General features: G+C 73.4%; 17 protein-coding genes, 1 pseudogene and 1 riboswitch. Of the genes and pseudogenes, 6 read left to right on the top strand and 12 right to left on the bottom strand.

Annotated elements, in window-relative coordinates:
• Positions 1–8: 8 nt before the first annotated feature.
• Complete coding sequence (locus FM076_RS15630) at positions 9–305, bottom strand: type II toxin-antitoxin system VapB family antitoxin (protein ID WP_003999914.1); 297 nt, start codon at positions 303–305, stop codon at positions 9–11.
• 224 nt (positions 306–529) lie between these two features.
• Positions 530–2,197, bottom strand: a complete 1,668-nt coding sequence (locus tag FM076_RS15625; protein WP_345945036.1) for a M28 family metallopeptidase — start codon at positions 2,195–2,197, stop codon at positions 530–532.
• A gap of 468 nt (positions 2,198–2,665) precedes the next feature.
• Between FM076_RS15625 and FM076_RS15620 the strand changes: the two genes are divergently transcribed.
• Positions 2,666–4,090: a VTT domain-containing protein gene (locus FM076_RS15620; protein WP_173871263.1), complete on the top strand. Its 1,425-nt coding sequence runs from the start codon at positions 2,666–2,668 to the stop codon at positions 4,088–4,090.
• 98 nt (positions 4,091–4,188) lie between these two features.
• On the opposite strand, the gene FM076_RS15615 is transcribed toward FM076_RS15620, so the two are convergent.
• The 5 genes from FM076_RS15615 to FM076_RS15595 all read right to left on the bottom strand — a co-directional run bounded on the left by FM076_RS15615 (position 4,189) and on the right by FM076_RS15595 (position 9,598).
• Positions 4,189–5,334 (bottom strand): cation:proton antiporter, encoded by a 1,146-nt coding sequence (locus FM076_RS15615; protein ID WP_173874775.1) that lies wholly within the window; start codon positions 5,332–5,334, stop codon positions 4,189–4,191.
• A 526-nt stretch (positions 5,335–5,860) separates the two neighbouring features.
• Complete coding sequence (locus FM076_RS15610) at positions 5,861–7,360, bottom strand: tripartite tricarboxylate transporter permease (protein WP_173871261.1); 1,500 nt, start codon at positions 7,358–7,360, stop codon at positions 5,861–5,863.
• Between the two features lie 31 nt (positions 7,361–7,391).
• Complete coding sequence (locus tag FM076_RS15605; RefSeq protein ID WP_428814871.1) at positions 7,392–7,949, bottom strand: tripartite tricarboxylate transporter TctB family protein; 558 nt, start codon at positions 7,947–7,949, stop codon at positions 7,392–7,394.
• Positions 7,946–8,929, bottom strand: coding sequence for a tripartite tricarboxylate transporter substrate-binding protein (locus tag FM076_RS15600; protein WP_173871259.1), 984 nt, complete (start codon positions 8,927–8,929; stop codon positions 7,946–7,948). The genes FM076_RS15605 and FM076_RS15600 overlap by 4 nt, the downstream gene beginning before the upstream one ends.
• A gap of 285 nt (positions 8,930–9,214) precedes the next feature.
• Positions 9,215–9,598 (bottom strand): STAS domain-containing protein, encoded by a 384-nt coding sequence (locus tag FM076_RS15595; RefSeq protein WP_173871257.1) that lies wholly within the window; start codon positions 9,596–9,598, stop codon positions 9,215–9,217.
• A 501-nt stretch (positions 9,599–10,099) separates the two neighbouring features.
• On the opposite strand from FM076_RS15595, the gene FM076_RS15590 reads away from it, so the two are divergent.
• On the top strand, positions 10,100–10,639 hold the full coding sequence (locus FM076_RS15590; protein WP_173874773.1) for a cupin domain-containing protein: 540 nt from the start codon (positions 10,100–10,102) through the stop codon (positions 10,637–10,639).
• A gap of 13 nt (positions 10,640–10,652) precedes the next feature.
• Positions 10,653–11,417: an SDR family NAD(P)-dependent oxidoreductase gene (locus FM076_RS15585; protein WP_345945035.1), complete on the top strand. Its 765-nt coding sequence runs from the start codon at positions 10,653–10,655 to the stop codon at positions 11,415–11,417.
• Positions 11,418–11,530: 113 nt separating this feature from the next.
• Here FM076_RS15585 and FM076_RS15580 read toward each other — a convergent pair whose 3' ends face one another.
• The 5 genes and pseudogenes from FM076_RS15580 to FM076_RS15560 form a co-directional block, all read right to left on the bottom strand.
• On the bottom strand, positions 11,531–13,834 hold the full coding sequence (locus FM076_RS15580; RefSeq protein ID WP_173871253.1) for an ATP-binding cassette domain-containing protein: 2,304 nt from the start codon (positions 13,832–13,834) through the stop codon (positions 11,531–11,533).
• Positions 13,835–14,042: 208 nt separating this feature from the next.
• Entirely contained in the window at positions 14,043–14,834 is a 792-nt protein-coding gene (locus FM076_RS15575; protein WP_173871251.1) for an alpha/beta fold hydrolase, read from the bottom strand.
• A 51-nt stretch (positions 14,835–14,885) separates the two neighbouring features.
• The gene (locus FM076_RS15570; protein WP_173871249.1) at positions 14,886–15,878 is read right to left on the bottom strand and encodes an NAD(P)H-binding protein; all 993 of its coding nucleotides are present in this window, start codon (positions 15,876–15,878) and stop codon (positions 14,886–14,888) included.
• Positions 15,879–16,715: 837 nt separating this feature from the next.
• A pseudogene (locus FM076_RS33845) lies at positions 16,716–17,243 on the bottom strand (sigma-70 family RNA polymerase sigma factor); the annotation flags it as partial.
• Positions 17,244–17,278: 35 nt separating this feature from the next.
• Positions 17,279–17,857, bottom strand: coding sequence for an RNA polymerase sigma factor (locus tag FM076_RS15560; protein ID WP_173871247.1), 579 nt, complete (start codon positions 17,855–17,857; stop codon positions 17,279–17,281).
• Between the two features lie 17 nt (positions 17,858–17,874).
• Here FM076_RS15560 and FM076_RS34985 point away from each other — a divergent pair, with 17 nt between their 5' ends.
• The 3 genes from FM076_RS34985 (at position 17,875) to FM076_RS15540 (ending at position 24,098) form a co-directional block, all read left to right on the top strand.
• Positions 17,875–20,379, top strand: a complete 2,505-nt coding sequence (locus tag FM076_RS34985; RefSeq protein WP_202034920.1) for a protein kinase domain-containing protein — start codon at positions 17,875–17,877, stop codon at positions 20,377–20,379.
• 487 nt (positions 20,380–20,866) lie between these two features.
• Positions 20,867–21,658, top strand: coding sequence for a DUF4232 domain-containing protein (locus FM076_RS34660; protein WP_173871245.1), 792 nt, complete (start codon positions 20,867–20,869; stop codon positions 21,656–21,658).
• Positions 21,659–22,185: 527 nt separating this feature from the next.
• Positions 22,186–22,350, top strand: a riboswitch (cyclic di-AMP (ydaO/yuaA leader).
• A gap of 308 nt (positions 22,351–22,658) precedes the next feature.
• Positions 22,659–24,098, top strand: coding sequence for a M23 family metallopeptidase (locus FM076_RS15540; protein ID WP_243274941.1), 1,440 nt, complete (start codon positions 22,659–22,661; stop codon positions 24,096–24,098).
• The last annotated feature ends 62 nt before the right edge of the window (positions 24,099–24,160 follow it).

Here is a 24,160-nt window from a genome sequence, read left to right as displayed (position 1 = left end):
GGACGCCGTCAGTCCAGCTCCAGCACGCGCGCGTGCAGTACCTGGCGCTGCTGCAGGGCCGCACGTACCGCGCGGTGCAGGCCGTCCTCCAGATAGAGGTCCCCCTGCCACTTGACGACGTGGGCGAACAGATCGCCGTAGAACGTCGAATCCTCCGCGAGGAGGGTCTCCAGATCGAGCTGGCCCTTGGTGGTGACGAGCTGGTCAAGGCGCACCGGTCGCGGGGCCACATCCGCCCACTGACGGGTGCTCTCCCGGCCGTGGTCGGGGTACGGCCGCCCGTTTCCGATTCGCTTGAAGATCACACGGAAAGCCTACCGGGCCACCGGTACCGGGCGCAGCCTCGCGACGGTGGAGCAATCCGGACGATCGACCGGTGAGGCGGGGGGAAGGTGGGCAGTGCGTGGCCGGACGGTGACGCCCGGCCACGCGGAGGCCATCCCGGTCTTGTTGTCCACAGCCTGTGGACAACAAGACCGGGATGGCGCGCGGGACGAGGAACGCGGGACGACGAACGCCGGACGAGGAACTAGCGCAGCAGGTGCGCCCCCTTGTACGGGCCGTACGCGCTGGGCGACGACCCGGTCCCCTTCGCCGGAGCCGGCCGCCCCGCTGCCGGACGGTCGGCACCGTCCGGCAGCGCGCCGGTGTCCCAGGCGTAGTGGCCGACGGCGTTGGCGATGGCCTTGACGTTGGCGTCGAACGCCCGCATGTCGACGTTCTTCACCGTGTCGCAGGACTGGTGGTAGCAGGAGTCGTACGCCTCACCCGCCGTACCGCCCCACAGCTTCTGCTGCTCGGCGGTCTTGACGCCCTCGGCGCCGGTGAACGTACCGCCTGCGGGAATGCCCGCCTCGATGAACGGGCCGTAGTCGGAGCGGCCGTCGAAGTCCTTGCCCCGGGTCTCCAGACCGCGGGTGGCCATGAAGTCCACCAGGTCCTTCTCCAGCGCCGCGGAACCCTCCGGACCGGGGCCGGAGCCCGTGCCGTCGGAGTCGTCACCGTCGTACGCGAAGATCCCGAAGTTGGGACTGGCGATCATGTCGAAGTTCAGATAGAGCGCGATCTTCTTCCGCTCGGCGGCGGGGAGCCGCGCCACATAGTGCTCGGCCCCGAGCAGGCCCAGTTCCTCCGCGCTCCACAGCGCGAAGCGCACCTTGTTGGCGTGCTTGCTGGTGTGCTCGCCCTTGTGGCCGGCCTCGGCCAGCCGGAGGGCGGTCTCCAGAATGCCGGCCGAGCCCGAGCCGTTGTCGTTGATACCGGGCCCCTCGGGGACGGAGTCGAGGTGGGCGCCGAGCATCACGGTGTTGTCCGGATCGCCGCCGCGGGTCTCGGCCAGCACGTTGTGCGTGGTGCGCACCTCCTGGTGCTCGCGCACCTCCAGGTTGACGGTGACGCCCAAGGAGCCGCCCTTCCCGGCCTGCTCGGCGAGCGCCTCGCCGTCGGCCCGGGTGATGCCCCCGGTCGGGATGCGGGCCGCGTCGGGATCGCCGAGGGTGCCGTTGAGCGCGCCCTCCTCGTTGTTGTAGACCACCGCGCCGACCGCGCCCGCGTCGGCCGCCACCGCCTGCTTCTGGGCGAACGAGCAGCCACCGCGCTTGATCAGGGCGATCCTGCCCTGGTAGGCGCCGCCCGCGTAGTCGCCCGCCTCGCAGCCGCTGGAACCGTCCGCGTCGACGGGGACGACGGCCACGGGCGCCTCGATGCCGCCCTCCGGCGTGCTCTTGGTGTACGTCATCAGCGTGAGCGGGACGTCACGCTGCTCGGGAGAGAGCACCGTGAGCTTCTCCGCGAGGGTCTCGCGGTAGGTGAAGTCGAACTTCTGGAAGGAGACCTTGTAGCCGGCCGCCTTGAGGAGGGCACCCGCGTACGCGGCGGAACGGTCGTGGCCCCGGGAACCCGCGCCCCGGTGGCCGTCACTGGCCCCGGCGATGGCGCTGAGCGCCTTCAGGTGCCGTGCGGCGCCCTTCGCGGTGGTGCGCCGCACCAGCTTCCTGGCGAGCTTGTCACCCTCCTGGACCCGCTTCCCGGCCTGGGCCGCGGCGCTGTCCCGGGCGGGGGAGGCGTGGGCGGCGGCCGCTTCGGTGGTGGCGGAGGCGAGGGCGAGCGGGGTGGCGAGGGCGGTCGCGGCGAGGGCCGCGACGGATCTCCTGCGGAAGGCGCGCAGACAGGAGGCGGAACGGAGCGGTACGGACACAGTCGTGGTCCTTTCGAGGAACGGCTGTTCGGCGTGTGGTGCTCCATGTCCGGGTGCGTCCGGTGACGGACCCGCGGACTCGGTGAGAGGGAAGCTAGCGGGCGCCCGGCCCCGAGGGAACGCCTGTGCGCGGTGCGTCCGCCCGGAGACGCCCGGGCGGACGCGGCGCGGATGCGGACCCGGGCACAGACGGGGACGCGAACTCCGGCAACAGACGCGGACGAGACGCGGGTGCGGGTACGGGTACGGGTACTGGGCGCGGACGCCCGGTGGGCGGACGGACGTGGACGGGACGTGGACGCGACGTGGACGGGACGGCCCGGTGCTCGTGGGCTCGGGAACGGTGGGCGGCGGGGGCACGTTGGTAGCGTGTAGCGTCCGATACAGCCTCACGTGCCGTCAGCGCACCCTCCCCAGCCCCCGGCCGGGAGGCACCCCCGACTCGCGCCCCTGCTCAGGAGCCCTTCTGTGACCAATCTCGCACTTGGACCCAGCTGGCTGGATCCGGACTTCCTGATCCAGACCTTCGGCCCCGTCGGGATCCTGGCGATCGTCTTCGCGGAGTCGGGCCTCCTGATCGGCTTCTTCCTGCCGGGCGACTCGCTGCTGTTCACCACGGGGCTGCTGATCGTCACCGACCAGCTGCACATGTCGCTGTGGCTGATGTGCCTGCTGATCGTGCTCGCGGCCGTCCTGGGCGACCAGGCGGGATATCTGTTCGGCAAGAAGGTGGGACCGGCGCTCTTCCGGCGGCCGGACTCGCGGTTCTTCAAGCAGGAGAACGTCGAGAAGGCGCACGAGTTCTTCGAGAAGCACGGCCCCAAGTCGCTGGTGCTGGCCCGGTTCGTGCCGATCGTGCGGACGTTCACCCCGATCATCGCCGGTGTCAGCGGCATGCGGTACCGGTCGTTCGTCCTCTTCAACATCATCGGCGGCACGCTGTGGGGAGCGGGCGTCACCTTGCTGGGCGCCGCGCTGGGACAGGTCGACTTCGTGCACAAGCACATCGAGATGATCCTGGTCGGCATCGTGCTGCTGTCGGTCGTCCCGATCGTGATCGAGTACCTGCGCAGCCGCCGCAAGAGCCCCGCCACGAGCGCCGACTCCTCGCACGGCCCCTCCGACGACGACAACACCCACCCCCCGACGCCGGGCAGCGCCCAGCACACCGCCTACGGCCCCGGCTACGGCACCCCTGGCGCACCGGGTGCCCCCGGTGCTCCCGGCGCCCCGGGCGGTGCCGGTGCCTACGGAATGCCGGGCACACCGGGCACCCCGCCCGCCCCTGGCACTGCGCACACTCCCGGCACCCATGGAGCCCCGGGCACCCATGGAGCACCGGGCACACCGGGCGCCCAGGGAGGCCCGGGCGGCAGCACCCCCGGCCCGTACGGCGAGCAGGCCCACGGCGGCCAGGCCCACGGCCATCCGGGACAGATGGGCCAGGGTTACCAGGGCCACGGCGGTCAGGGCGGGGCGGGCCAGGGTTACCAGGGCCAGGGTGGTCAGGGGCACGGCGGCGGCCAGGGATACGGGAACCACGCCCACGGCGGCCAGCACCACGGCCACCAGCACCACGGCGGCCAGAACTATGGAGGCGCCCTCCCCCCGGAGGGCATCGGCGCGCCCTACGGCGACGGCGGCCCCATACAGCCGGGCCCGTACGGAGGCGCCCGGCCCCAGCAGACACCCGCCCCGCAGGCACCGGACCCGTACGACGGCGGGCCGGCCCACCAGGGCGCGCACGGCGGCGCTCCGCAGGAGAGCCCCTACGGCGGGGAGGTGCCCGAGGCGCCGTACGGCGGTGACGAGGGCACATACCAGGGCCCGTCGGCGCCCCAGGACCCCTCGGACCAGAACCGGCCGGGCCGGGGCCGTCACGCCCGTCGCTGAGCGCTCCGGCCGCGGCCCCCTCCGGCAGACGACAGCTGACCCCCGCCCGATGTGAGGGCGGGGGTCAGCTGTACGAGGGACGGGGAGAAAGGGAGGCCCTAGACCGCCCGCACCGGGGCGAGGTGGCGGGTGAGGCGGTGGGTCTGGCCCGTGGCGAGGGGGGAGAGCACGGCGAGGATCAGCACATACCCCGCGATGAAGGGGGCCAGGCGGTGGTCGAGGCCGGCGGTCGCGGCCATGGTGGCGAGGACGAGGGCGAACTCGCCCCGGGCCAGCAGGGTGGTGGCCACGTTCGCCGTGGGCCCCGGGCCGAAACCGTAGATCCTGGCGGTGCCGATGCCCGCCAGCAGGTTCGTCACGAGGGTCAGCGCCACGGCCGCCAGTACGGGAACCAGTACCTCGGGCAGGTCCCCGGGGCCGATGGACAGGCCGAAGGCGAAGAAGAAGATGGCGCCGAACGCGTCCCGCAGGGGGTGGACGAGTTCGCGTATGCGGTCGGCGGAGGTGGTGTTGCCCAGCATCAGGCCGACCATGAAGGCGCCGATGGCGTCGGCGACGCCGAACTCCTCCGCGACGCCCGCGACCAGCACGGCGGCGCCCAGGAAGGAGATGACGAGCAGTTCGTTGTCCCGGGTGGCGAACAGCGTACCGATCAGGCGCGTGCCGAACCGTGCGGCCAGCCCCAGCACCACCAGGAAGGCGAAGGCCCTGGCGATGTGCCCGAGCGCGGTTCCCATGGTGTCGGCACCGGTCAGCACGGGCTGGAGCGCGGCCAGGTAGAGGGCGAGGAAGATGTCCTCGACGACGATGATGCCGAGGATCGGCTTGGTCTCGGGATTGCCCAGGCGTCCCAGGTCGACCAGGGTCTTGGTGACGATCGCCGAGGACGAGATGCCCAGGACCCCGGCGAGGACGAGGGCCTCCGAGGTGCCCCAGCCGAGGGCGAAGCCGAAGCCGAGGCCGGCGCCGACGTTCAGCGCGAGGTAGAGGCCACCGGCGAGCGCCATCTTCCGCCCGCCCGCCTTGAGGTCCTCCAGGTGGAACTCGAGGCCGAGGTAGAAGAGCAGCAGGACCAGTCCGAGCGCGGAGAGCATCTCCAACTGGTGCGGGTCGTCGACGAGGACGTAGCCGGGGGTGTGGGGGCCGAGGAGGATCCCGGCCAGGATGAACAGGGGGATGGTCGGCAGGCCGATGCGGTTGCCGAGGCGGGCGAGGACAGCGGCGGCGACGAACGCGCCGCCCATGGCGAGCAGGGTGTCGGCATGGCCCATCGTCACGGCCCCGGCGGCGCGACGAGCGGCAGGCCGCCGTCCCGCGCCCGACGACGGCGTTCCGTTCGGCACCCCCACCCGGGCTGAGTCCCGGGGCCGGGCCGGGGCCGGCGGTCGAGCTGGGGCCCGTCGGCGTGCGGTGCCAGGGGGGCGGGTTGGGGCCGGTGGCCGGGCCGGAATCGGTGGCCGTTCCGGGGCCGCTGCTCGGGGGGTGTGCGGTGGGTGGGTCGGGATATGCGGTCGGGCGTCGGCAGGCTGATGGCTCCTCCAGGCGTCCGGCCTCTTGTGCGCACTGCGGCAAAGAGGTGGTCAAGAAAACGTCAATAATTACTTTACCAAACCAATACTCCCGACCAATACTCCCGACCAATACTCCCGACCGATGCCCCGAACCGACGCCCCGGACCGACGCCCCGGACCGACGCCCCGGACCGACGCCCCGACCGACGCCCCAAGCCGTTTCCCGGACCAGTTCCGGAGCCCCGAAGGAGCGCGCGTCTCAGCCCTCGTTGCCCGCGCGTCCCCACGGCAGCACCCGCTTCAGCCACGGCCACACCAGCAGGCAGGCGATCACGGCGTAGACGGTGACGGCGAAGGGGGTGTCGACCAGCCCGGTGAGGCTGCCGTCGCTGATCTGGAGCGCCCGGCGGAGCTGCTGCTCGGCGTTGGGGCCGAGGATGACGCCGATGATCGCGGGCAGCACCGGCAGTCCGAACCGGCGCATCATCAGACCGAGGAGGCCGATGACCAGCAGGATCACCAGGTCGATGGCCTCGCCGCCGACGGCATAGGCGCCGACCGCGGCGAAGAACAGGATGCCCGCGTACAGGTAGGGGCGCGGCACGCGCAGCAGCTTCGACCAGACCGGGGCGAGCGGCAGGTTGAGGACGAGCAGCATCACCATGCCGACGAACAGGGAGGCGATCAGCCCCCACACCAGCTCGGGTTCGCGCTCGAACAGCAGGGGCCCCGGCTGGATGCCGTACTGCTGGAAGGCGGCGAGCATCACGGCGGCGACCGCCGTGGTCGGCAGGCCGAGCGTCAGCATCGAGACGAGGGTTCCGGCGGCGGAGGCCGAGGCGGCCGACTCCGGCCCGGCGACGCCCTCGATGGCGCCCTTGCCGAACTCCTTCTTGTGCTTCGAGAGCCGCTTCTCGGTGATGTACGAGAGGAAGGTGGGGATCTCGGCGCCGCCCGCCGGGATCGCGCCGAACGGGAAGCCGATCAGCGGTCCGCGCAGCCACGGCTTCCAGGTGCGCCGCAACTCGTCCCGGCCCAGCCACGGGCGGCCGACCGGAATGCTCTTGCTGCTGCCGCGCCGCTGGTGGGCGGCCACCCACAGGGCCTCACCGATCGCGAAGAGGCCGACGGCGACGATCACCACGTCGATGCCGTCGGAGAGTTGGAGGCTGCCGAACGTCAGCCGCTGCTGGCCCGTCATCTGGTCCAGGCCGACCAGTCCGAGGGTCAGGCCGATCAGCAGCGAGGCGAAGCCGCGGACGCGGGAGGAGCCGAGGACGGAGGTGACGGCGACGAAGGCCAGCACCATGATCGCGAAGTAGTCGGGTGCGCCGATGTCCACGGCCAGGCTCGCCACCGTCGGGGCGAGGACGACGAGCAGGACGGTGCCGATCATGCCGCCCGCGAAGTGGCCGATCGCGGCGGCGGCCAGCGCCTGCGAGCCGCGCCCCGCCTTCGCCATCGGGTTGCCCTCGACGGCGGCGATCACCGACGCGCTCTCCCCCGGGGTGTTGAGCAGGATCGAGGTCGTCGAGCCGCCGAACATGCCGCCGTAGTAGATCCCGGCGAACATGATGAAAGCGGCCGTGGGATCGAGCCCGTAGGTGACGGGCAGCAGCAGGGCGACGGCCATCGCGGGCCCGATGCCCGGCAGGACGCCGATGGCGGTCCCCAGCAGCACCCCGGTGGCGGCCCACAGCAGGTTGAGCGGGGTGAGGGCGGTACCGAAGCCGTCGAGCAGGGAGGTGACGGAGTCCATGGGTTACAGCACTCCCAACAGGTCCATGGGGTTACAGCACTCCCATCAGCGGGCCGCCCGGCAGGGGGACGCCGAGAAGCAGGTGGAAGACGGCATAGGTGGCCACGGACAGTCCGGCCGCGATCAGCGGGTCCCGGGTCAGCGCGTGGGTGCGGCTGCCCAGGGCATAGGCCGAGCCCCAGAACAGCAGGGCTCCGGCGACGGGGAAGCCGAGCGGGTCGATCAGCGCGGCGAAGGCCAGGAAGACGCCGGCGAGCAGCGCGACCGTACGCCAGTCGCCCGGCTCGGCGAGATCGACGTCCTCTCCGGCCTCGGCCTCGCCGCGTCCGCCCCGCAGCACGTCGAGGGCGAGCAGGACGGAGACGACGAGCAGCGCGACGCCCACCACGACGGGCACCGTGCGCGGGCCGACGGGTCCGCGCGCCGAGGCGACGGTCTCCATGGTCAGGGCGTCGGTCAGGACGAGGACGCCGACGGCCAGCAGCAGGGCGCAGACGCCGAGTTCGGAGCGGTCGCGCAGTCGGCCGCGCGGTCCTCGGTCCCGCCGCGGGGTCTCCTGCGCGTCGTCCGGGGCCGCGGGCGCGCTCACTGGCCCAGCTCCTTCAGGACGGAGTCGACGCGCCGGTCCTCGCGCGCCAGGAAGCGGCCGTACTTCTCACCGGGCAGCCACGCGTCGTCCCAGCCGTTGGTGCGCAGCGACCTCTTCCACTCCTTCGAGCGACGCAGCTCGCGCAGGAACCGGATCAGCTTGTCGCGCTCCGCCGAGGAGAGGCCGGGCGGGGCCATGATGCCGCGCCAGTTGGTGAACTCGACGTCGAGGCCGGACTCCTTGAGGGTGGGCGCGTCGAAGCCCTTGACGCGGCGCGGGCCGGTGACGGCGAGCAGCCGCAGCTCGCCCGACTCGATCTGGTCGCGGTACTCGCCCAGGCCGGAGACCCCGAACTTCACCTTGCCCCCGAGGACGGAGGCCAGCAGTTCGCCGCCGCCGTCGAACGGCACGTAGGTGACCGCCTTCGGCTCGATGCCCGCGGCCCGCGCCATCAGCATCGGCGCCAGATGGTCGGGGCCGCCCGCCGAGGAGCCGCCGCCGACGGGCAGGGCACGCGGGTTCTTCTTCCAGTCGGCGAGGAGCTGGCCGAAGGTCTTGTACTTCGACTTCTTGGAGACGACCACGATGTCCGGCTCCTCGGTGAGCCGGGCGAGCGGTGTCGCGTCGGCCAGTGTGGAGGGCGCGTGGTTGGTGTGGACGGCGCCGACGACGCCGAGGCCCATGGACATGGCCAGCTTGCCGTTGCCGCGCTCGTTCACCAGCCGGCTGAGGCCGACGGTGCCGCCGGCACCGGGCAGGTTGAAGACCTCGATGGTGTGGTTGAGCCCGGCCTCCTCGGCGTTCTTCGCCGCCGTGCGGGCGGTGATGTCGTAGCCGCCGCCGGGGGTGTTGGGGACCATGAAGCGCAGACCGGGGATGTTCGTGCCGCCGCCGGTGCCGCTGCCGGTGGTGATCAGCGGGGGGACGAGCAGCACGACCACCGCGGCTGCCAGGGGGGAGAGCAGGGCGCGCGTGCGCACGCGGGGACACCGCCTTTCGGAGCCGTACGCGGGGACGGGAGCGGGAGGCCCACATGCTGCCCGGCCCGTGCGGTGGTGTCTGCCCCTGGAGGGCAAGAAAAGTATTGGTCGTTGTGGTCGTTGTGGTCACGGCACCGGGGCAGGGGCGCAGGGGGGCAGGGGCCGGAGCCGGGGTAGGGGCGGAGCCGGGGCCGGGCCGTGAGAGCGCCGTCGGGCGGTCACATCCGGTCCCGCCCCCGCCTCTGCCCCATCCCGCCCCACCTCGCCGGCTGGGTGCTCGGCCGTTCAACAGCCGGCCCGGTGCCCACCGTTCGCCTCCCGGCAGCCGTCCCGTTCCGCGCGGGCCACCGCACCGGGGAGCGTGGGGTGCGCCGGGAGCCGGTGCGCCAGGTCCAGCCGCCGCAGCAGCGTGCCGACCGGCACCGGCCCGCAGACCAGCACCAGCCACCCGCCACGCGACAGCGCCGCCGTCCGGGCCCGCAGCAGGACGCGGACGACGAAGCAGTCCAGGAAGGTCACCTCGCGCATGTCCAGGACCAGACGGGGCGGCCCGGCGGGTGCGAGGGCCCGCACCAGGGAGGTCTCCAGTTCGGGCAGCGTCGCGATGTCCAGCTCACCCCGCGTGCGGACGAGCCGGAAGGCGGCGCCCTGGGCGTGCACGACGGCCATGCGGCGCCTTTCACTGTGGGCGGGGTACCGGGTCGGACGGGCACTCTACGGACGCCTCCGGAGAGGGTGGGGCGTGAGTGCGGACATCGAACCCTTCGGTGCGCGTATCTCACCCGTGCGAGTGAGCGGAGGGCGTGCGCCCGGCGCGAGAGCGCGCATGGCGACTCCGGAGAGAGGGGAGGGCTGGAGGGTGGACGTGACGTGAAGGGTGCGGCGCGAAGAGTGCCGTGCGAAGGGCGCGGTGCGAAGAGTGCGGCGCGAAGGGTGCGGCATGAGGGACGTGGCCTGCGTGAGGGAGGTGGCCTGAAGGCGCCAGGCGAAGAGTGCGGTGCGAAGAGAGCGCGGCGACCGCGGTGCGGAGAGAGCACGGGAGCGTGGTGTGGAGAGAGCGCGGGAGCGTGGTGTGGAGAGAGCGCGGGAGCGTGGTGTGGAGAGAGCGCGGCGGGTGTGACGCGAAGAGCGAGGCGTGAAGGGCGTGACGTGAAGGAGGAGTCCGGAGTGGTGGCGGAGAGCGCGGGCGGGCGGGAGCGGGCGGAGCCGGCGAGGACGGCCGAGGCGCTGGCCGCGCACTTCGGTCTGGAGCCGCTGCCCCGGGAGGGCGGCCGGTTCCGGCGGACGTGGGCGGGACCGGAGCGGGAGGACGGGCGCCCGGAGGGCTCCGCGATCGTGATGCTGCTGACCTCCGCCCCCGACGACTACTGCGCGCTGCACCGCCTGCCCACCGACGAGGTGTGGCACCACTACCTCGGCGACCCCCTGGAACTGCTTCTGCTCCCCGGCGACAGCACCGCCCCGGGACCGCACCCGGCCGGGACCCGCGTGCTCGGGCCCGACGTGCTCGGCGCCGGGCACCAGGTGCAGCTCACGGTGCCGGCCGGAACGTGGATGGGCGCACGGGTGGCCCCGGGCGGGGCCTGGACGCTGTTCGGCTGCACCATGGCACCCGGCTACACCGACGCCGGGTACGAGCACGGCGACGCCGAGGCGCTCGCCCGGCGGTTCCCCGAACACGCCGGAGCGATCCGCCGGCTGGGGCGGTGAGGGGGTGACGGCGGTGATCGAGCTGGACGATCCGCGGACCGTGCTGGTGACCGGCGCCTCCGGCGGCATCGGGCGAGGCATCGCGCTCCGGTTCGCCGCTGCGGGCGCGGCGGTCGCCGTGCACTACCGCGGCGACGGGCCCGGCGCACACGAGACGGTGGCGCTGGTCGAGCGGGAGGGCGGACGCGCGTATGCCGTGCACGGCGATCTGTCGACGGAGGAGGGCTGCCGTGCGGTCGTCGCCGAGGCGGCGGACTGGCGCGGCGAGGGGCTCGGCGCGGTGGTCAACAGCGCGGGCGCGCAGCCGGTGGCGGCGCTGCCGGGGATGACGGAGCGGCAGTGGCGTGCCGTGGTGGACACCAACCTGCTGAGCGTCTTCGCCTGCACGCAGGCGGCGGCCCCGCTGCTGGCGGAGGGCGGGGGCGGCAGCGTCACGCACCTCGCCTCCGTCGAGGCCGCGCGACCCGCGCCCGGCCACGCCCACTACGCCGTCTCCAAGGCCGCCGTCGTCACGCACGCGCGGGCCGCCGCCGTCGAGTACGGGCCCCTCGGGGTGCGCGTGAACACCGTCTCGCCGGGGCTGGTGCACAGGGACGGCATCGAGGAGCAGTGGCCCGAGGGGGTGGCGCGGTGGCGCCGGGCCGCCCCGGACGGGCGGCTCGGCACGGCCGAGGACGTCGGCAACGCCTGCGTCTTCCTCGCCTCCCCGCTGGCCCGCTGGATCAACGGCCACGACCTGGTGCTGGACGGCGGCATGACGGCCCGGCCCTCCTGGTGACACCGCCCCTTGCGGGCTTGCGGGCTTGCCGCCATGCCGTCTTGCACGCCGCCCTGTGGCACCGTTCCCGCGAAGCCCTGGTGGGGTCCGTCCGGCCCCGGCGGGCGGGGCGTTCAGCCCGCCGTTCGCGTGCCGTCCCCGCCCACGTAGGCGCGCAGGTGCCGGGCGGTGAGGGTGTCGGCCTCGGATATGAGCGCGGCGGGCGGGCCGGTGAAGACGACCTCGCCGCCGTCGTGCCCCCCTCCGGGGCCCATGTCGATGATCCAGTCGGCGTGCGCCATCACCGCGAGGTGGTGCTCGATGACGACGACCGAGTTGCCCTCCTCCACCAACTGGTCCAGCAGCGCCAGCAACTGGTCGACGTCGGCCATGTGCAGCCCGGTCGTCGGCTCGTCCAGCACATAGGTGGCGGCCTTCTCCGCCATGTGGATGGCCAGCTTGAGGCGCTGCCGCTCGCCGCCCGAGAGGGTGTTGAGCGGCTGGCCCAGACGCAGGTAACCCAGGCCGACATCGGCGAGCCGCCCCAGGATGGCGCGGGCCTGGCCCGTGGTGAAGAACTCGCGGGCCTCGGCCACCGACATGGCCAGCACCTCGCTGATGTTCTTGCCGCGCAGCGTGTAGCCGAGCACCTCGGGCGTGTAGCGCTTGCCCTCGCACTGCTCGCACACGGAGGCGACCCCGGCCATCATCGCCAGGTCGGTGTAGACCAGCCCGATGCCGTTGCACTTCGGGCAGGCCCCCGCCGAATTGGCGGAGAAGAGCGCGGCCTTGACGCCGTTGGCCTTGGCGAACGCCGTACGGATCGGGCCCAGCAGCCCCGTGTACGTCGCCGGGTTGCTGCGCCGGGAGCCGCGGATGGGGGACTGGTCGGCCACCAGCACTCCGTCCCGTCCGGCCAGGTAGCCGTGGACGAGGGAGCTCTTCCCGGACCCCGCCACGCCCGTCACCACGGTCAGGACGCCCAACGGCACGTCCACCTCGACGTCCTTGAGGTTGTGCAGGTTCGCGCCCCTGATCTCCATCGCGCCCTTGGGCTCGCGCACTGTCTCGCGCAGCCCCGCGCGGTGGCCCAGGTGGCGTCCGGTCAGGGTGCCGGAGGCGCGTAGGCCCGCCACATCGCCCTCGTAGCAGATCCGGCCGCCCTCGGTGCCCGCGCCGGGGCCCAGGTCCACCACGTGGTCGGCGATCGCGATGACCTCCGGCTTGTGCTCGACCACCAGCACCGTGTTGCCCTTGTCGCGCAGGAGCAGCAGCAGGTCGTTCATGCGCTGGATGTCGTGCGGGTGCAGTCCGACGGTGGGCTCGTCGAAGACGTAGGTGACATCGGTGATGCTGGAGCCGAGGTGGCGCACCATCTTGACCCGCTGCGCCTCACCGCCGGAGAGCGTGCCCGCGGGCCGGTCCAGGCTCAGGTAGCCCAGCCCGATGTCCACCAGGGAGTCGAGCGTCTGGCACAGCGCGTCGCGCAGCGGTGCCACGGACGGGTCGGCCAGGCCGCGCACGAACGGGGCCAGATCGCTGATCTGCATGCGCGCGCAGTCGGCGATGTTCAGTCCGTCGATCTTCGAGGCGAGCGCCTCCTGCCCGAGCCGGCTGCCGCCGCACGCGGGGCAGGCCGTGTAGACGACGGCCCGGTCGACGAACTCGCGGATGTGCGCCTGCATGGCGTCGCGGTCCTTGGCCAGGTACGTGCGCCGGATGCGGGTGACCACACCGTCGTAGGTCAGGTTGGTGGTGCCGATCTTCACCTTGGTGGTCGGCATGTGGAGCAGCGCGTCCCACTCCTCCTCGGTGAAGTCGCGCAGCTTCTTGTCCGGGTCGAAGAAGCCGGACCTGACCATGACCTCCCAGTACCAGGTGTCCACGGCGAAGCCCGGCGCGGTGACGGCGCCCTCCCGTACGGACAGGTCGCGGTCGACGAGCTGGTCGATGTCGATGGTCGTCGTCTCACCCAGCCCCTCGCACTCGGCGCACATGCCCTCGGCGCTGTTGAAGCTGAACGCGGTGGAGGTGCCGACGTGCGGGGTGCCCAGACGGCTGAAGATGATCCGCAGCATCGTGTAGGCGTCGGTGGCGGTGCCCACGGTGGAGCGGGAGTTGGCGCCCATCCGCTCCTGGTCGACGACGATGGCCGCGCTCAGGTTGCGCAGCGCGTCCACGTCGGGGCGGCCCAGGCTCGGCATGAACGACTGCACGAACGCCGTGTAGGTCTCGTTGATCAGCCGCTGCGACTCGGCGGCGACCGTACCGAAGACCAGCGACGACTTGCCCGAGCCGGAGACTCCGGTGAAGACGGTCAGCCTGCGCTTGGGGATGTCGAGGGAGACGTCGGCGAGGTTGTTCTCCCGCGCGCCGCGCACCTCGATGACGTTGTGGCTGTCAGCGGGGGTTAACGGGGCGGTGGTGCGGTGGGGCATTCCTGGCTCTCCTCCTCGACTCCGGCCGGGCGCGAGCGGGCGCGGCCCGCCCCTTCCGATTGACTTGCCGGCAAGCCTAGGCGGGGGGTCTGACAACGAGGAGCCGTCGCGGGATGGGCCGCCCGCCCCCGGCCGTCCCCCCTCGTCGTCCCCGTCCCCGGCCGTCCCCCTCGTCGTCCCCCCTCGACCTCCCCCTTGGACGGCCCCCTCAGCCGTCGCCCTCCAGGAGGAAGTCCCGTACCAGTGGGGTGGCCTGATCGGCGAACTCCTCGAAGTAGGCGTGCCGGCCGCCGGGTACCAGGTGCAGCCGGGCGCCGGGGATGCGGCCGGCGAGCAGCGGGGCGTTGGCGGTCGGGTTGAAGCGGTCGTCCGAGCCGTGCACGACGAGGGTGGGCGCCGAGATGCCGGGCAGGGCGTCCCAGGCGTCGTGCGCGGCGCTCGCCCGCAGGTGGCGGCGGCGCGCGTGGCCGGGCATCGAGGGGTCCCCCAGGGTGTGGAACGGGCCTGGGTGCCGGGCGGTGTGGGCGGGCGTGTACATCAGGTCCAGCAGCACCCGGCGGGCCGCCTCGGCGTCGGGCTGGGCGAGCGCGCGCCGGACCTCGGCGCTCCGCTCGATGCCGTGCGGGGCACCGGGGGAGGTGCAGCCCAGGACGAGCCGGCCGACGCGCCCGGGGTGCCGGGCGGCCAGCCACTGGGCGACCCGGCCGCCCATGGAGGTGCCGTAGACGTGGGCCCGGCCGATCCCGGCGTGGTCGAGCACGGCCAGCGCGTCCTGGGCGAAGCCCGGTGTGCTGTAGGTGTCGGTGTCGGGCCGGTCGCTGGAGCCGGTGCCGCGGTAGTCCATGACGATGGTGGTGAACGCGGTCTCGAAGCCGCCGCGCACGGCGTCCCACCACCGGTGGCTGTTGGACTGTCCGCTCAGCAGCAGCAGTGGCGGGCCGCCCGCTCCGTGCACTTCGTAGTACAGGGCGGCACCGTCGGCCGCGGTCGCGAAGGCCATGCCGTCACGTTCTCACGCCCTGGTGCGCCGCCCTGCGGCGAGGGCCGGAACCTACGGTTCCACCGTCGGGGAGCGGCGGTCGCCGGGACGGCTGCCGGAGGGGGTGTCGGGACGGTCGTGCGAATGGTTGCCGGAGGGGGTGTCGGGACGGTCGTGCGAACGGCTGCCGGAGGGGGCGTCGGGGCGCGTTCCGCGCGGCTCGCCGTACCGCGCGGCCAGGAACTCCTCGAACGTCCCCGTCCCCGTGGCATGCCCGGGTGCCAGGTTGCCGCCCTGCCGGAAGGCGCGGGCGGTCCGGCCGGGGAGCGGGAGGCCGACGACGCGGCCGGTGCGTCCCGTCGCCCGGAGCGTCAGCTCCGCCCACTCCCGCGCCGTACGCACCTCGGGCCCGCCCATGTCCGGTACGCGGCCCGCGGGCGGCCCCTGGACGAGTTCGGCGAGCCGGGCGGCGACCTCCGCCGCCTCCACCGGCTGGAAGCGGAAGCCGGACGGGACGAGGACGGCGGGCATCCGCCGCTGGGCGGTGGTCAGCCCTGCCACCAGGTCGTGGAACTGGGTGGCCCGCAGCACCGTCCACGGCACCCCCGACGCCTCCAGCGCCCGCTCGGCGGCGTGCTTCGCCTTGTAGTACGGGAACGGCACCCGGTCGACACCGACGATGGAGATGTAGACCAGGTGCGCGCTCCCCGCCCGCCGGGCCGCCCGCGCGAGGCGGGTGAGCACCCGTACCTCGCGCCACGGGTCGGTGGCGCAGTGCGCGATGGCCCGTACGCCCGAGACGGCGGCGGCCAGGCCGGTGCCGTCGGTCAGGTCGCACACCGCCCACTCGCACTCCCTCCCGTCCCCCGCCGGGCGCGGCCGCCTGCTCATGACGCGTACGGGGACGCCGTCCGCCAGCAGCCGGTCCACGAGCGGCCGGCCCAGCGTGCCGGTGCCGCCCGTCACCAGGACGGGGCCGGAGGAGGCGAGGGAGTCGGGTGAGGAGGGTGAGGCGGGTTCGGGGGCGGGGGCGGAGTGCGCGGCGGGGTCGGTCGAAGGTGCCATGGTGCGTGCCTCCCGGTGAGTCGGTGTGTTCTCTCACCCTGAGAACCGGACAGCGTCCGCGGATGTGACAGCGGAGAGCTGTCGGCCCGCGTACTCCAGCTTGTCCGGATTCACGCAGATCCACAGCGCGGAGACCCGTCCGCCGGTGACGTCCAGGGCCACCACGCCCAGCAACCGCCCGTCGACGAGCCCGACCAGCCCGGGCCCGCCATTCACCTCGCGGGGCACCAGGTCCACGCCGGCCGCGAAGCGCCCCAGGCCACCGGCCAGGTACCGCGCGACCCGGTCGGGGCCGAGGACCGGGCGGCGCGCGGTGTTGATCCTCCCGCCGCCGTCCGCGTACGAGACCACGTCGTCGGCCAGCAGCCGTTCCAGCCGCGCGAGATCGCCCTCGCGGGCCGCCGCGACGAACGACTCCACCAGTCCCGCCCACTGGCGCCGCACCCGGCCGTCTCCGCCCGCCCCGGGCCCGCTCTCCCGCTCCGTACCGCCGGACGCGCCACCGCCCCCGTGCGGGGCCCGCCTGTCGCCACCCCGCGCCTGCCTGCCGCCTGGTGCGGTGTGCTCACTGAAGGACGAAACCTGCCTGCCGGCGGGCGGTGTCTGCCTGTCGCCGGGTGCGGTGTGCTCACTCTCGGACGGGACCTGCCTGTCGTCGGACGGTGTCTGCCTGTCGTCGGGCGCGGTCCGCTCGCCGGCGGGCAGAACCTGCCCGCCGCCGGGCATCCTCAGCCCGCTCTCGGGCACGGCCCGCTTGGCGTCGGGTGCGGTCCGCTCACCGTGGTGCGCGCGCTTGGCGCTGTGTGCGGGCGTGCCGTTGTGCGCGGGATTGCTGTTTTCCGCGCTCTGCTTGCCGTCGTGCATGGCCTGCTTGGCCCGGCGGTAGATCTGGCGGGAGTTGGCCTCCGAGATCTCCAGCACTCCGGCGATCTCCCGATGCGGGTACCCGAACGCCTCCCGCAGCACAAAGACGGCGCGTTCCGGCGGGGTGAGGCGCTCCAGCAGGACGAGCAGCGCGAGAGAGACGGAATCGCGCTGCTCAGCCGTCTCCAGGGGCCCTGGCGGCGAGGCACCAGGGCCCGGTCCCACCGGGCCGGCGCCCGTGTCCGTGCCCGTCAGCACCGGTTCGGGCAGCCACTGGCCGACGTACCGCTCACGGCGTACGCGCGCCGACGCCAGCTCGTTGAGGCACAGATTGGTGACGATTTTCGCCAGCCAGGCCCCCGGGGCCGCGACGGCCGCCCGGTCGGTCCGCTCCCAGCGGACGTATGCCTCCTGCACGGCGTCCTCGGCGTCGGTCGCCGATCCCAGCATCCGGTACGCGAGGGAGAACAGCCGCGCACGGTGCGCCTCGAACGCGGCCACGGCGCTCCCGGCGTCGCCCTGGGGGCGCCCAAGGGTCACAGTTCGTGGCTGGTGAGCCAGGGGCGGATGTTGCGGCGGGCGTGGTGGAGGCGCGACTTAACGGTGCCCAGGGGGATGCCGAGACGGTCGACGATCTCGGCGTAGTCCATCTGGCACAGGTCCCGGTAGACCAGGGGCGCCACCAGGTGCGGGCTCTCCTGTTCGAGCCGCTCGATGGCTTCCAGGAGGTCCACGCGGGAGCCCGCGATCACGCTGGTGGTGCGCGGGTCCGGTCGGTTCTCGGGGGCGCTCGGCGCCTCGGGGACCGTGGGCTGCTCGGCCGAGCGCCGCTTCAGCTCACGGTACTTCTGGCGCGAGCAGTTCGCCACCACGGTGTGCAGCCAGGTGCTGAAGCGGCTGCGGCCTTCGAAGCGGTGGATGTTCCGTGCCACTTGCAGAAGCACATCCTGGGCCGCCTCTTCGGCGTCCTCCCGAAAGAGGAGAAATCGGCCACAACGACGCACCACATCGGGACGAATCGCGCGCAAAAGGGCGTCCAGCGACGCGCTGTCACCCCCCGCGGCACGGGTGGCGAGAGCTTCGACGTCGGCGTGGGCGGAGGTCGAGGGACGCATCCAGGCATCATAAGGGCATGCCCTCAGCTGATCAGATCGGCCGCTACCGCGTCGAGAAACGCCTCGGTTCCGGAGCCTTCGCCGTCGTGTGGCTCGCACACGACGACCGCCTGGAGGCCCCCGTGGCGGTCAAGGTGATGTCCGAGAACTGGGCCTACCGGATGGACATCCGGGAGAGATTCCTCGCCGAGGCACGCCTCTTGCGCAAGGCGTCCTCGGCCGGCGTGGTCCAGGTCTTCGACGTGGGGGAGCTGGAGGACGAGAGGCCGTACTTCGTCATGGAGTACGCGGACCAGGGCACCGTCGCCGACAGGATGGCCGCGGGGCCCCTGCCGGTGGCCGAGGCGCTGCACCTGACCGCCGAGGCGGCCCGCGGCGTGCGGGCCCTCCACGAGGCGGGCGTCGTCCACCGCGACATCAAGCCCTCGAACGTGCTGCTGGCCGGCGGCGGACGCGCCCGGGGGCGGGAACGGGTGCTGGTCGCCGACCTCGGGCTGGCGAAGAACCTCGCGCAGGCGTCCGGGCTGACCGTCGTCGCCGGGTCCGCCGGCTACATGGCCCCCGAACAGGCCGAGCCCTTCGAGGGCATCGACGGGCGGGCCGACGTCTACAGCCTGGGCGCCGTGCTCTACCACCTGGTGACCGGGGCCGTGCCGGGACCGCCCGGCCGGGTCGTGCCCCTGACCGAGCTGCGCCCCGGGCTGCCCGCCGCCCTGGAGGAGACCGTCGAGCGCGCGATGGAACCCTCCCGCGAACGCCGCTGGCCCACCGCTGGCGCCTTTGCGAACGCACTGGACCGGCTCGCGGAAACGGTCGCCGACGAATACCGATACGGGCCGGAACGAGACGGTCCGGATGATGGGGGGCGAGCTTTCGGCGCCGCCGCCGCATCAGTCGCGGGCTCGGCTCTCCCTGGCAGGAGCCGTGCCGGTGGAGACGACTCGTACCTGGACGAACTCGACCGGAGCGACGCCCACGAGACCGGTTTCCCCGGCCACGGGGCCGACCGGTCCTCCTTCGGCGTCTACGCCGACAGCGTGGTCGGCGGCAGCCACGAGGCGGGCGTCAGCAGCGGCATCACGGGCACGGACAGCGGCGAAACGGGCGGCTTCGGCAGCGGAACGGGCAGCGCCGACAGCGGAACGGACAAGGGCGAAGGCTCGGACGGGAGCCGGAGCGAGGTCCCGGACGAGGAGGCGCGTGAGCGCGCGGAAGAGCGCTCACGCGCCTCCCGCGCGTCCGGCTCCCTGTCCGCCCCGACGGGCCCTTCCCCCTCCCCGGCACCCGAACCGGGCGCCCCGTTGTCGCCCTCGTCCTCCTCATCCCCTGCGTCCTCTTCGTCCCCCTCGTCCCCTTCATCCTCTTCGGTGGCCGAACCGGGCGCGACACCCGGCCCGGCCTCCGGATCGGCATTCGGCCCGGCTTCAAGGACGGGCTCCGGCCCGACGCCGGAGTCGGCCTCCTCACCGGCTTCGGGGCCTGCCTCCGGACCGGCTCCAGGAGCGGGCTTCGGACCGGACTCGGGGTCGGACTCGGGGTCGGACTCCGGGGCGGAACCCGCGCCCGCGCCCGCCCCCGAGTCCGCCGCACCCGCCCCCGCGACCCCGTCCTCCTTCGGCGCCGGATCCCCGCACGACCCGGGGCAGGGCTCCGCGCCCTCACCCGTGCCGTCCCTCGATCCGGTACTCGGTCGCGTGCCGGAGCCGACGCCCGCGCCGTCCCGGCGGGGGCGGGGGCGCACCCTGCTGGCCCTCTGCGCCACAGTCGCCGTACTGGCGGGCGCGGGAGCGGCAGGGGTGGTGCTGACACAGAAGAGGGCGCCCGAGCCGGACGATGTGCGGGTACGTGACGAGAGCGGTCGCCTCAGCGTGCGGATACCGGTCGCCTGGGCGAAGGAGTCGATGGGCGCGGGCTGGAGCCCGGCCGCGCTGGGGCTGCCGGCCAAGCGCGCTCCCGGGCTGCTGGTGGCGCAGGACACGGGACGCTGGCAGGACCTGACCTCGGGCACCAGCGGGGTCTTCGTGGGGCTCGGTGCCTCACCGGGCGGGGGCGGGTCCAAAGGCGCCTCCGGAAAACCGTCGGGGAGCACGGACGGGAGCACGGCCAGGAACTCGGCCAGGAACTCGGACGAGAACGCAGCAGGAACCGGGGCAGGGGCCGCGACGGGAAACACGGCCGGCAACGCCTCCGGGGGCGCGGCCGACGGCAACGGCGCGAACACGGCGGCGGACGCGGAAGCGGATCCGACCAGCGGGAAACTGGCCGACATGGTCGCCGCGATCGACCACCGGGCCTGCGAGTACTCCGGCTCCCGTTCGTTCGAGGGCGGAGGCTGGCGGGGCCGTATCCGCGCGTGGTCGTCCTGCGACTCGCCCGGTCACTCGCTGGAGGAGATCGCTCTCACCCCGCGGAAGAAGGGCAAGCCGCCGGTGTACGTGCAGATCCGCTGCGACGAGGACTGCTCGGCCAGGACCGACAAGGTCCTCGGCAGTATCCGGGTCGACAACTCGCCAGGGGGCTGACGCCGGTCACAGGGGAGCTGAATCCGGCCGCGGGTGAACCGGACCCGGCCGCAAGGGAGCTGTTTCCGGCCGCAGCAGTGCTGTTGCAGGCCGGAAGGGATGACGCCGAGAAACGGCTGAAAGCCGACGGTGGCCGTGAACTTTCCCACAGGGGAGGCCATCGAACGGTATGTACGGCGTGAGTGCCGGGGATGCACGCTGAAGGAGGACGTGCGTGCCGATCCCGGGCAGCGCGGCAGGTGTGCCGACGCCGAAGGCGCCGACCATCGCGAGACAGGACGACCAGGAAGGGACGCCAGTCATCATGACACGGCGCCAGGAAACAACGGAAAAAGAGCGTAACGCACGGACGTCACGGACCGCGCGCCCTCTGCGGAATTCACCGGAACTTGCCGAACCCGGACCGGGAGCCGGACCCGGAGTCGCACCCGGATCCGGACCCGGACCCGGAGTCGGGCCCGCCCTCGGTGTCCGCCCCCGCCGCCGGATGACCCGTACCGCGGTGGCCGCGGCAGCTGCGGCGGTTGCCGGAGCGCTGCTGGTGAGCTGCGGCAACGCGGACTCCGGCGACTCGGGGCCGCACAAGGTCGAGGGAGAGGCCGCACCGGCCGGGGGCAGCGAGCACGCGGACAAGGACGGCGACGGCAAGGACGGCGGCAAGAACGACGGCAAGGGCGGCGGCGGTTCGAAGAACACCCGGGACGGCTCGCACGACGGCGCGTCCGAGGGCAAGGGCGGGGAGCCCGGTTCCGGGACCTCCGGCCCGGGCGGTTCCTCCGGTTCCGGTACGGCGTCGGGATCCTCAGGAGGGGGCTCCCCCTCGCCTGGTGACAGCGCGTCGGCTCCGGGCCCGGGCGGCGGGGGCCGCTGCGCCACGCCGGACCTGCGGGCGTCCTTCGGCCCCAACCACCCCGGCGCCGGGCAGAAGAACTTCTCCGTCGTCCTCACCAACGAATCCGGCCGTACCTGCACCGTGCACGGCTATCCGGGGCTCGCGTTCGTCAACGACGCGGGCGAGGAGGTCTCCATCGACCCGACCCGGGCCCCCGGGCAGTCGCAGACGATCACGCTGGAACCCGGCAGCAGCGCGTGGGCCCCGCTCTCGTACAGCAACCCCGAGATGACGGGCGTCACCACGGTGGACCCCGCCGCCGCGCGGATCACCCCGCCCGACGAGCGCGCCTCCCTCACCGCGCCCTGGGAGGGCGGCCCGGTCACCAACACCGGCAAGGCGTCCGTCCCCAAGATCGGCCCCCTGGCGCCCGGTACGGGTCCGTGAGCCGCACCACCGAGGGCGGCCGGCCCCCGCAGGCTCCCACCCGGGCGGCTGACCCCCGCCCACGGCACGGAGCGCGCCCACGGCGCGGCGCGCGCGGAGAGCACGGACGAACCGCCCGGCACGCACCAGTACATGCCGACGGCGGTGCCCGGCTCCACGGGAGGGTGCCGGACACCACCGTCCCGCTGTGACGTCCTGCCGCACCGCGCCAACTTGCCCGCGCTGGGAGGCGCTTCCGGCGTCCCGGTGCCCCGGTGCCCCTGGGAGGGTCCGGTTCGCGGGGCGGCACTGTCCCGTCGTCCACAACCGGCTCACCGCCCCGGCCACGCCTTCGCTCACCGCCCGGCCATCGCTCACCCGCCCCGGCCAACGTTCCGTCGGCTGTCGGCAATCTCGGGGAACGCTTGGACTCCCGGGCGCAGTTCTATTACCGTCCGATAACGAGCACGGTTGACACTGTCGTCACGGAAGACGGCACCGTGCGCTGTCGCCGAATCCCGTACACGGGGCAGACCGGAGCACCAGCACGGCTCAACTCGCCCGCACAGCACCATGGGAACCGGGGAACCACCCCTTCTCGTCGTAAAGGCGGGAAGGAAGGGGTGAATCGGGCGTCCTCGTACGAGGCGCCCGTAGGAGACCTTCCTGCTCCGAACCCGTCAGCTAACCCGGTAGGCGCGAAGGAAGGAAAGGAGAGGGCCCCGCCGTGGCGTCAAGATCCCAGGGCTCCGCCCCCGAGGTCGTCGGATACGACCCGCAGTTCGACAACACCGGCTCCACCGGTTCCCACGGTGGCGGCCCGCAGGGGGCGTTCGCCCCGCAGGCCCATGCCCCGACGCAGTCCCACGCCCGGGGGCAGGACCATGCCCCGGCACAGGGGCAGGCCCCGGCGCAGACCCCGGGCTCGCCCACGCCGACACCCGCACCGGCGCCGTCCCCGACTTCGCCGACGTCCTCCCCGGCACCACTGCCGTCCCCGGTTCCTCAGGCGCCCGTGAGCATGCCGCTGCCGCCGCAGGTGCCGTCGTCGCCGGAGCAGCCCCCGCCCGCCGCTCCGTGGGCGCCGGTGAACCCGGGCCCGTACGGGGACGCTCCGGAAAGCGGCGAGCCGTGGGAGGACGGGAACCCCACCGACGAGCCCACGCGCGCACTGCGCGGACGCCACCGGGTCGCCAAGCAGCGGGCCGGCGGAGTGGCACGCGGCGGTGCCGTGCTCGGCGTCGGCATGATCGCGGCGGTCGGCGCGGCCGGCATGGCGACGGCCCACGACAAGGACCCGGGTTCCATATCCGTACCCGACCTGGACTCCGTACCCGATCCGGACGCTGCCGCCGACACCGTACGGGACCTGTCCGACCGACTGCCCGACGCCGAGGACGTGCCCGGCCTCGGCGCCCTCGTCTCCGACAGCGCGGACGCGACGAACGGGCACGCGACGAACGGGCACGGCGTGCAGGGACAGCCCGCCGGGAAGGTCCCGCAGGTGCAGGCAGGCCAGCAGACGCAGGATGGCCAGCGGTTGACGGCCGGCCACCAGGCGCAGACCGGCCACCAGGCGCGGGCCGGGCAGCCGGTAGGAGCCGACCGGCAGGGAGGGCAGTCGGTCCCTAGCAGCCCGGGTGAGGCGTTGTTGACCCGCCTCCTCGCGCAGGCCGGGAACCGGGCGCAGGCGCAGGCCCCAGCGCGGGCCGAGGCGCAGGCCCATGCAGCCCCCGGGACCACGGCAGCCCCCGAAGACGGGGCAGTTGCCGGAGTCGGGGCACCAGCCGAGGACAAGACGGCGGAGACGGAACCGGAACGGGACGCGTCCGCGCCTGAAGAGGAGACGGCCGCACCCCAGCAAGGGGCGGCCGCAGCCGAACAGGCGGATGCCGCACCTGAACGGACGGTGGCCGCACCCCAGCGGAAGGCCGGCGCCCATGGGGAGGCCGTACCCGAGGGGCTGTCCGGCGCCGACGGGAAGGCCGGCGCCGAGGGGGAGACTCCCGAGGAGAAGGCCGGCGCCGAGGGGAAGGCCGGCGCCCATGGCGCCGAGCACGCTCGCGGCTACCAGGCACCACTGACCTCGTACCAGCTCGGTGCCGGCTTCGGGGAGTCGGGCGGGATGTGGCAGAACGACCACACCGGCCAGGACTTCACCGCGCCCAACGGCACCCCTGTCAAGGCCGCCGGCTCGGGCACCGTCAAGGAGGCGGGCTGGGCCGGCGCGCACGGCTACCGCGTCGTGCTGAGGCTGGAGGACGGCACCGAGCTGTGGTTCTGCCACCTCTCCTCCATGACCAAGTCGGCGGGTGACAAGGTCGCCACCGGTGACGTCATCGGCCGCGTCGGCTCCACCGGCAACTCCTCGGGGCCGCACCTGCACGTCGAGGTCCGGCCCGACGGCGGCGACCCGGTGGACCCGCTGCGGTGGCTCCGCGACAAGGGCGTCGACGCGTGAGGTGACGGCGCAGGCGGGTGCGGTGGCGCGCTGGGCGCAGCACTTGTGGACCCCGCCTCCCC

The organism is Streptomyces albus subsp. chlorinus, from assembly GCF_013302895.1.
Lineage (GTDB): Bacteria > Actinomycetota > Actinomycetes > Streptomycetales > Streptomycetaceae > Streptomyces > Streptomyces chlorinus.
Note: the sequence above shows the minus strand (reverse complement) of the source record. Positions and strands in the feature narration are given on the sequence as shown.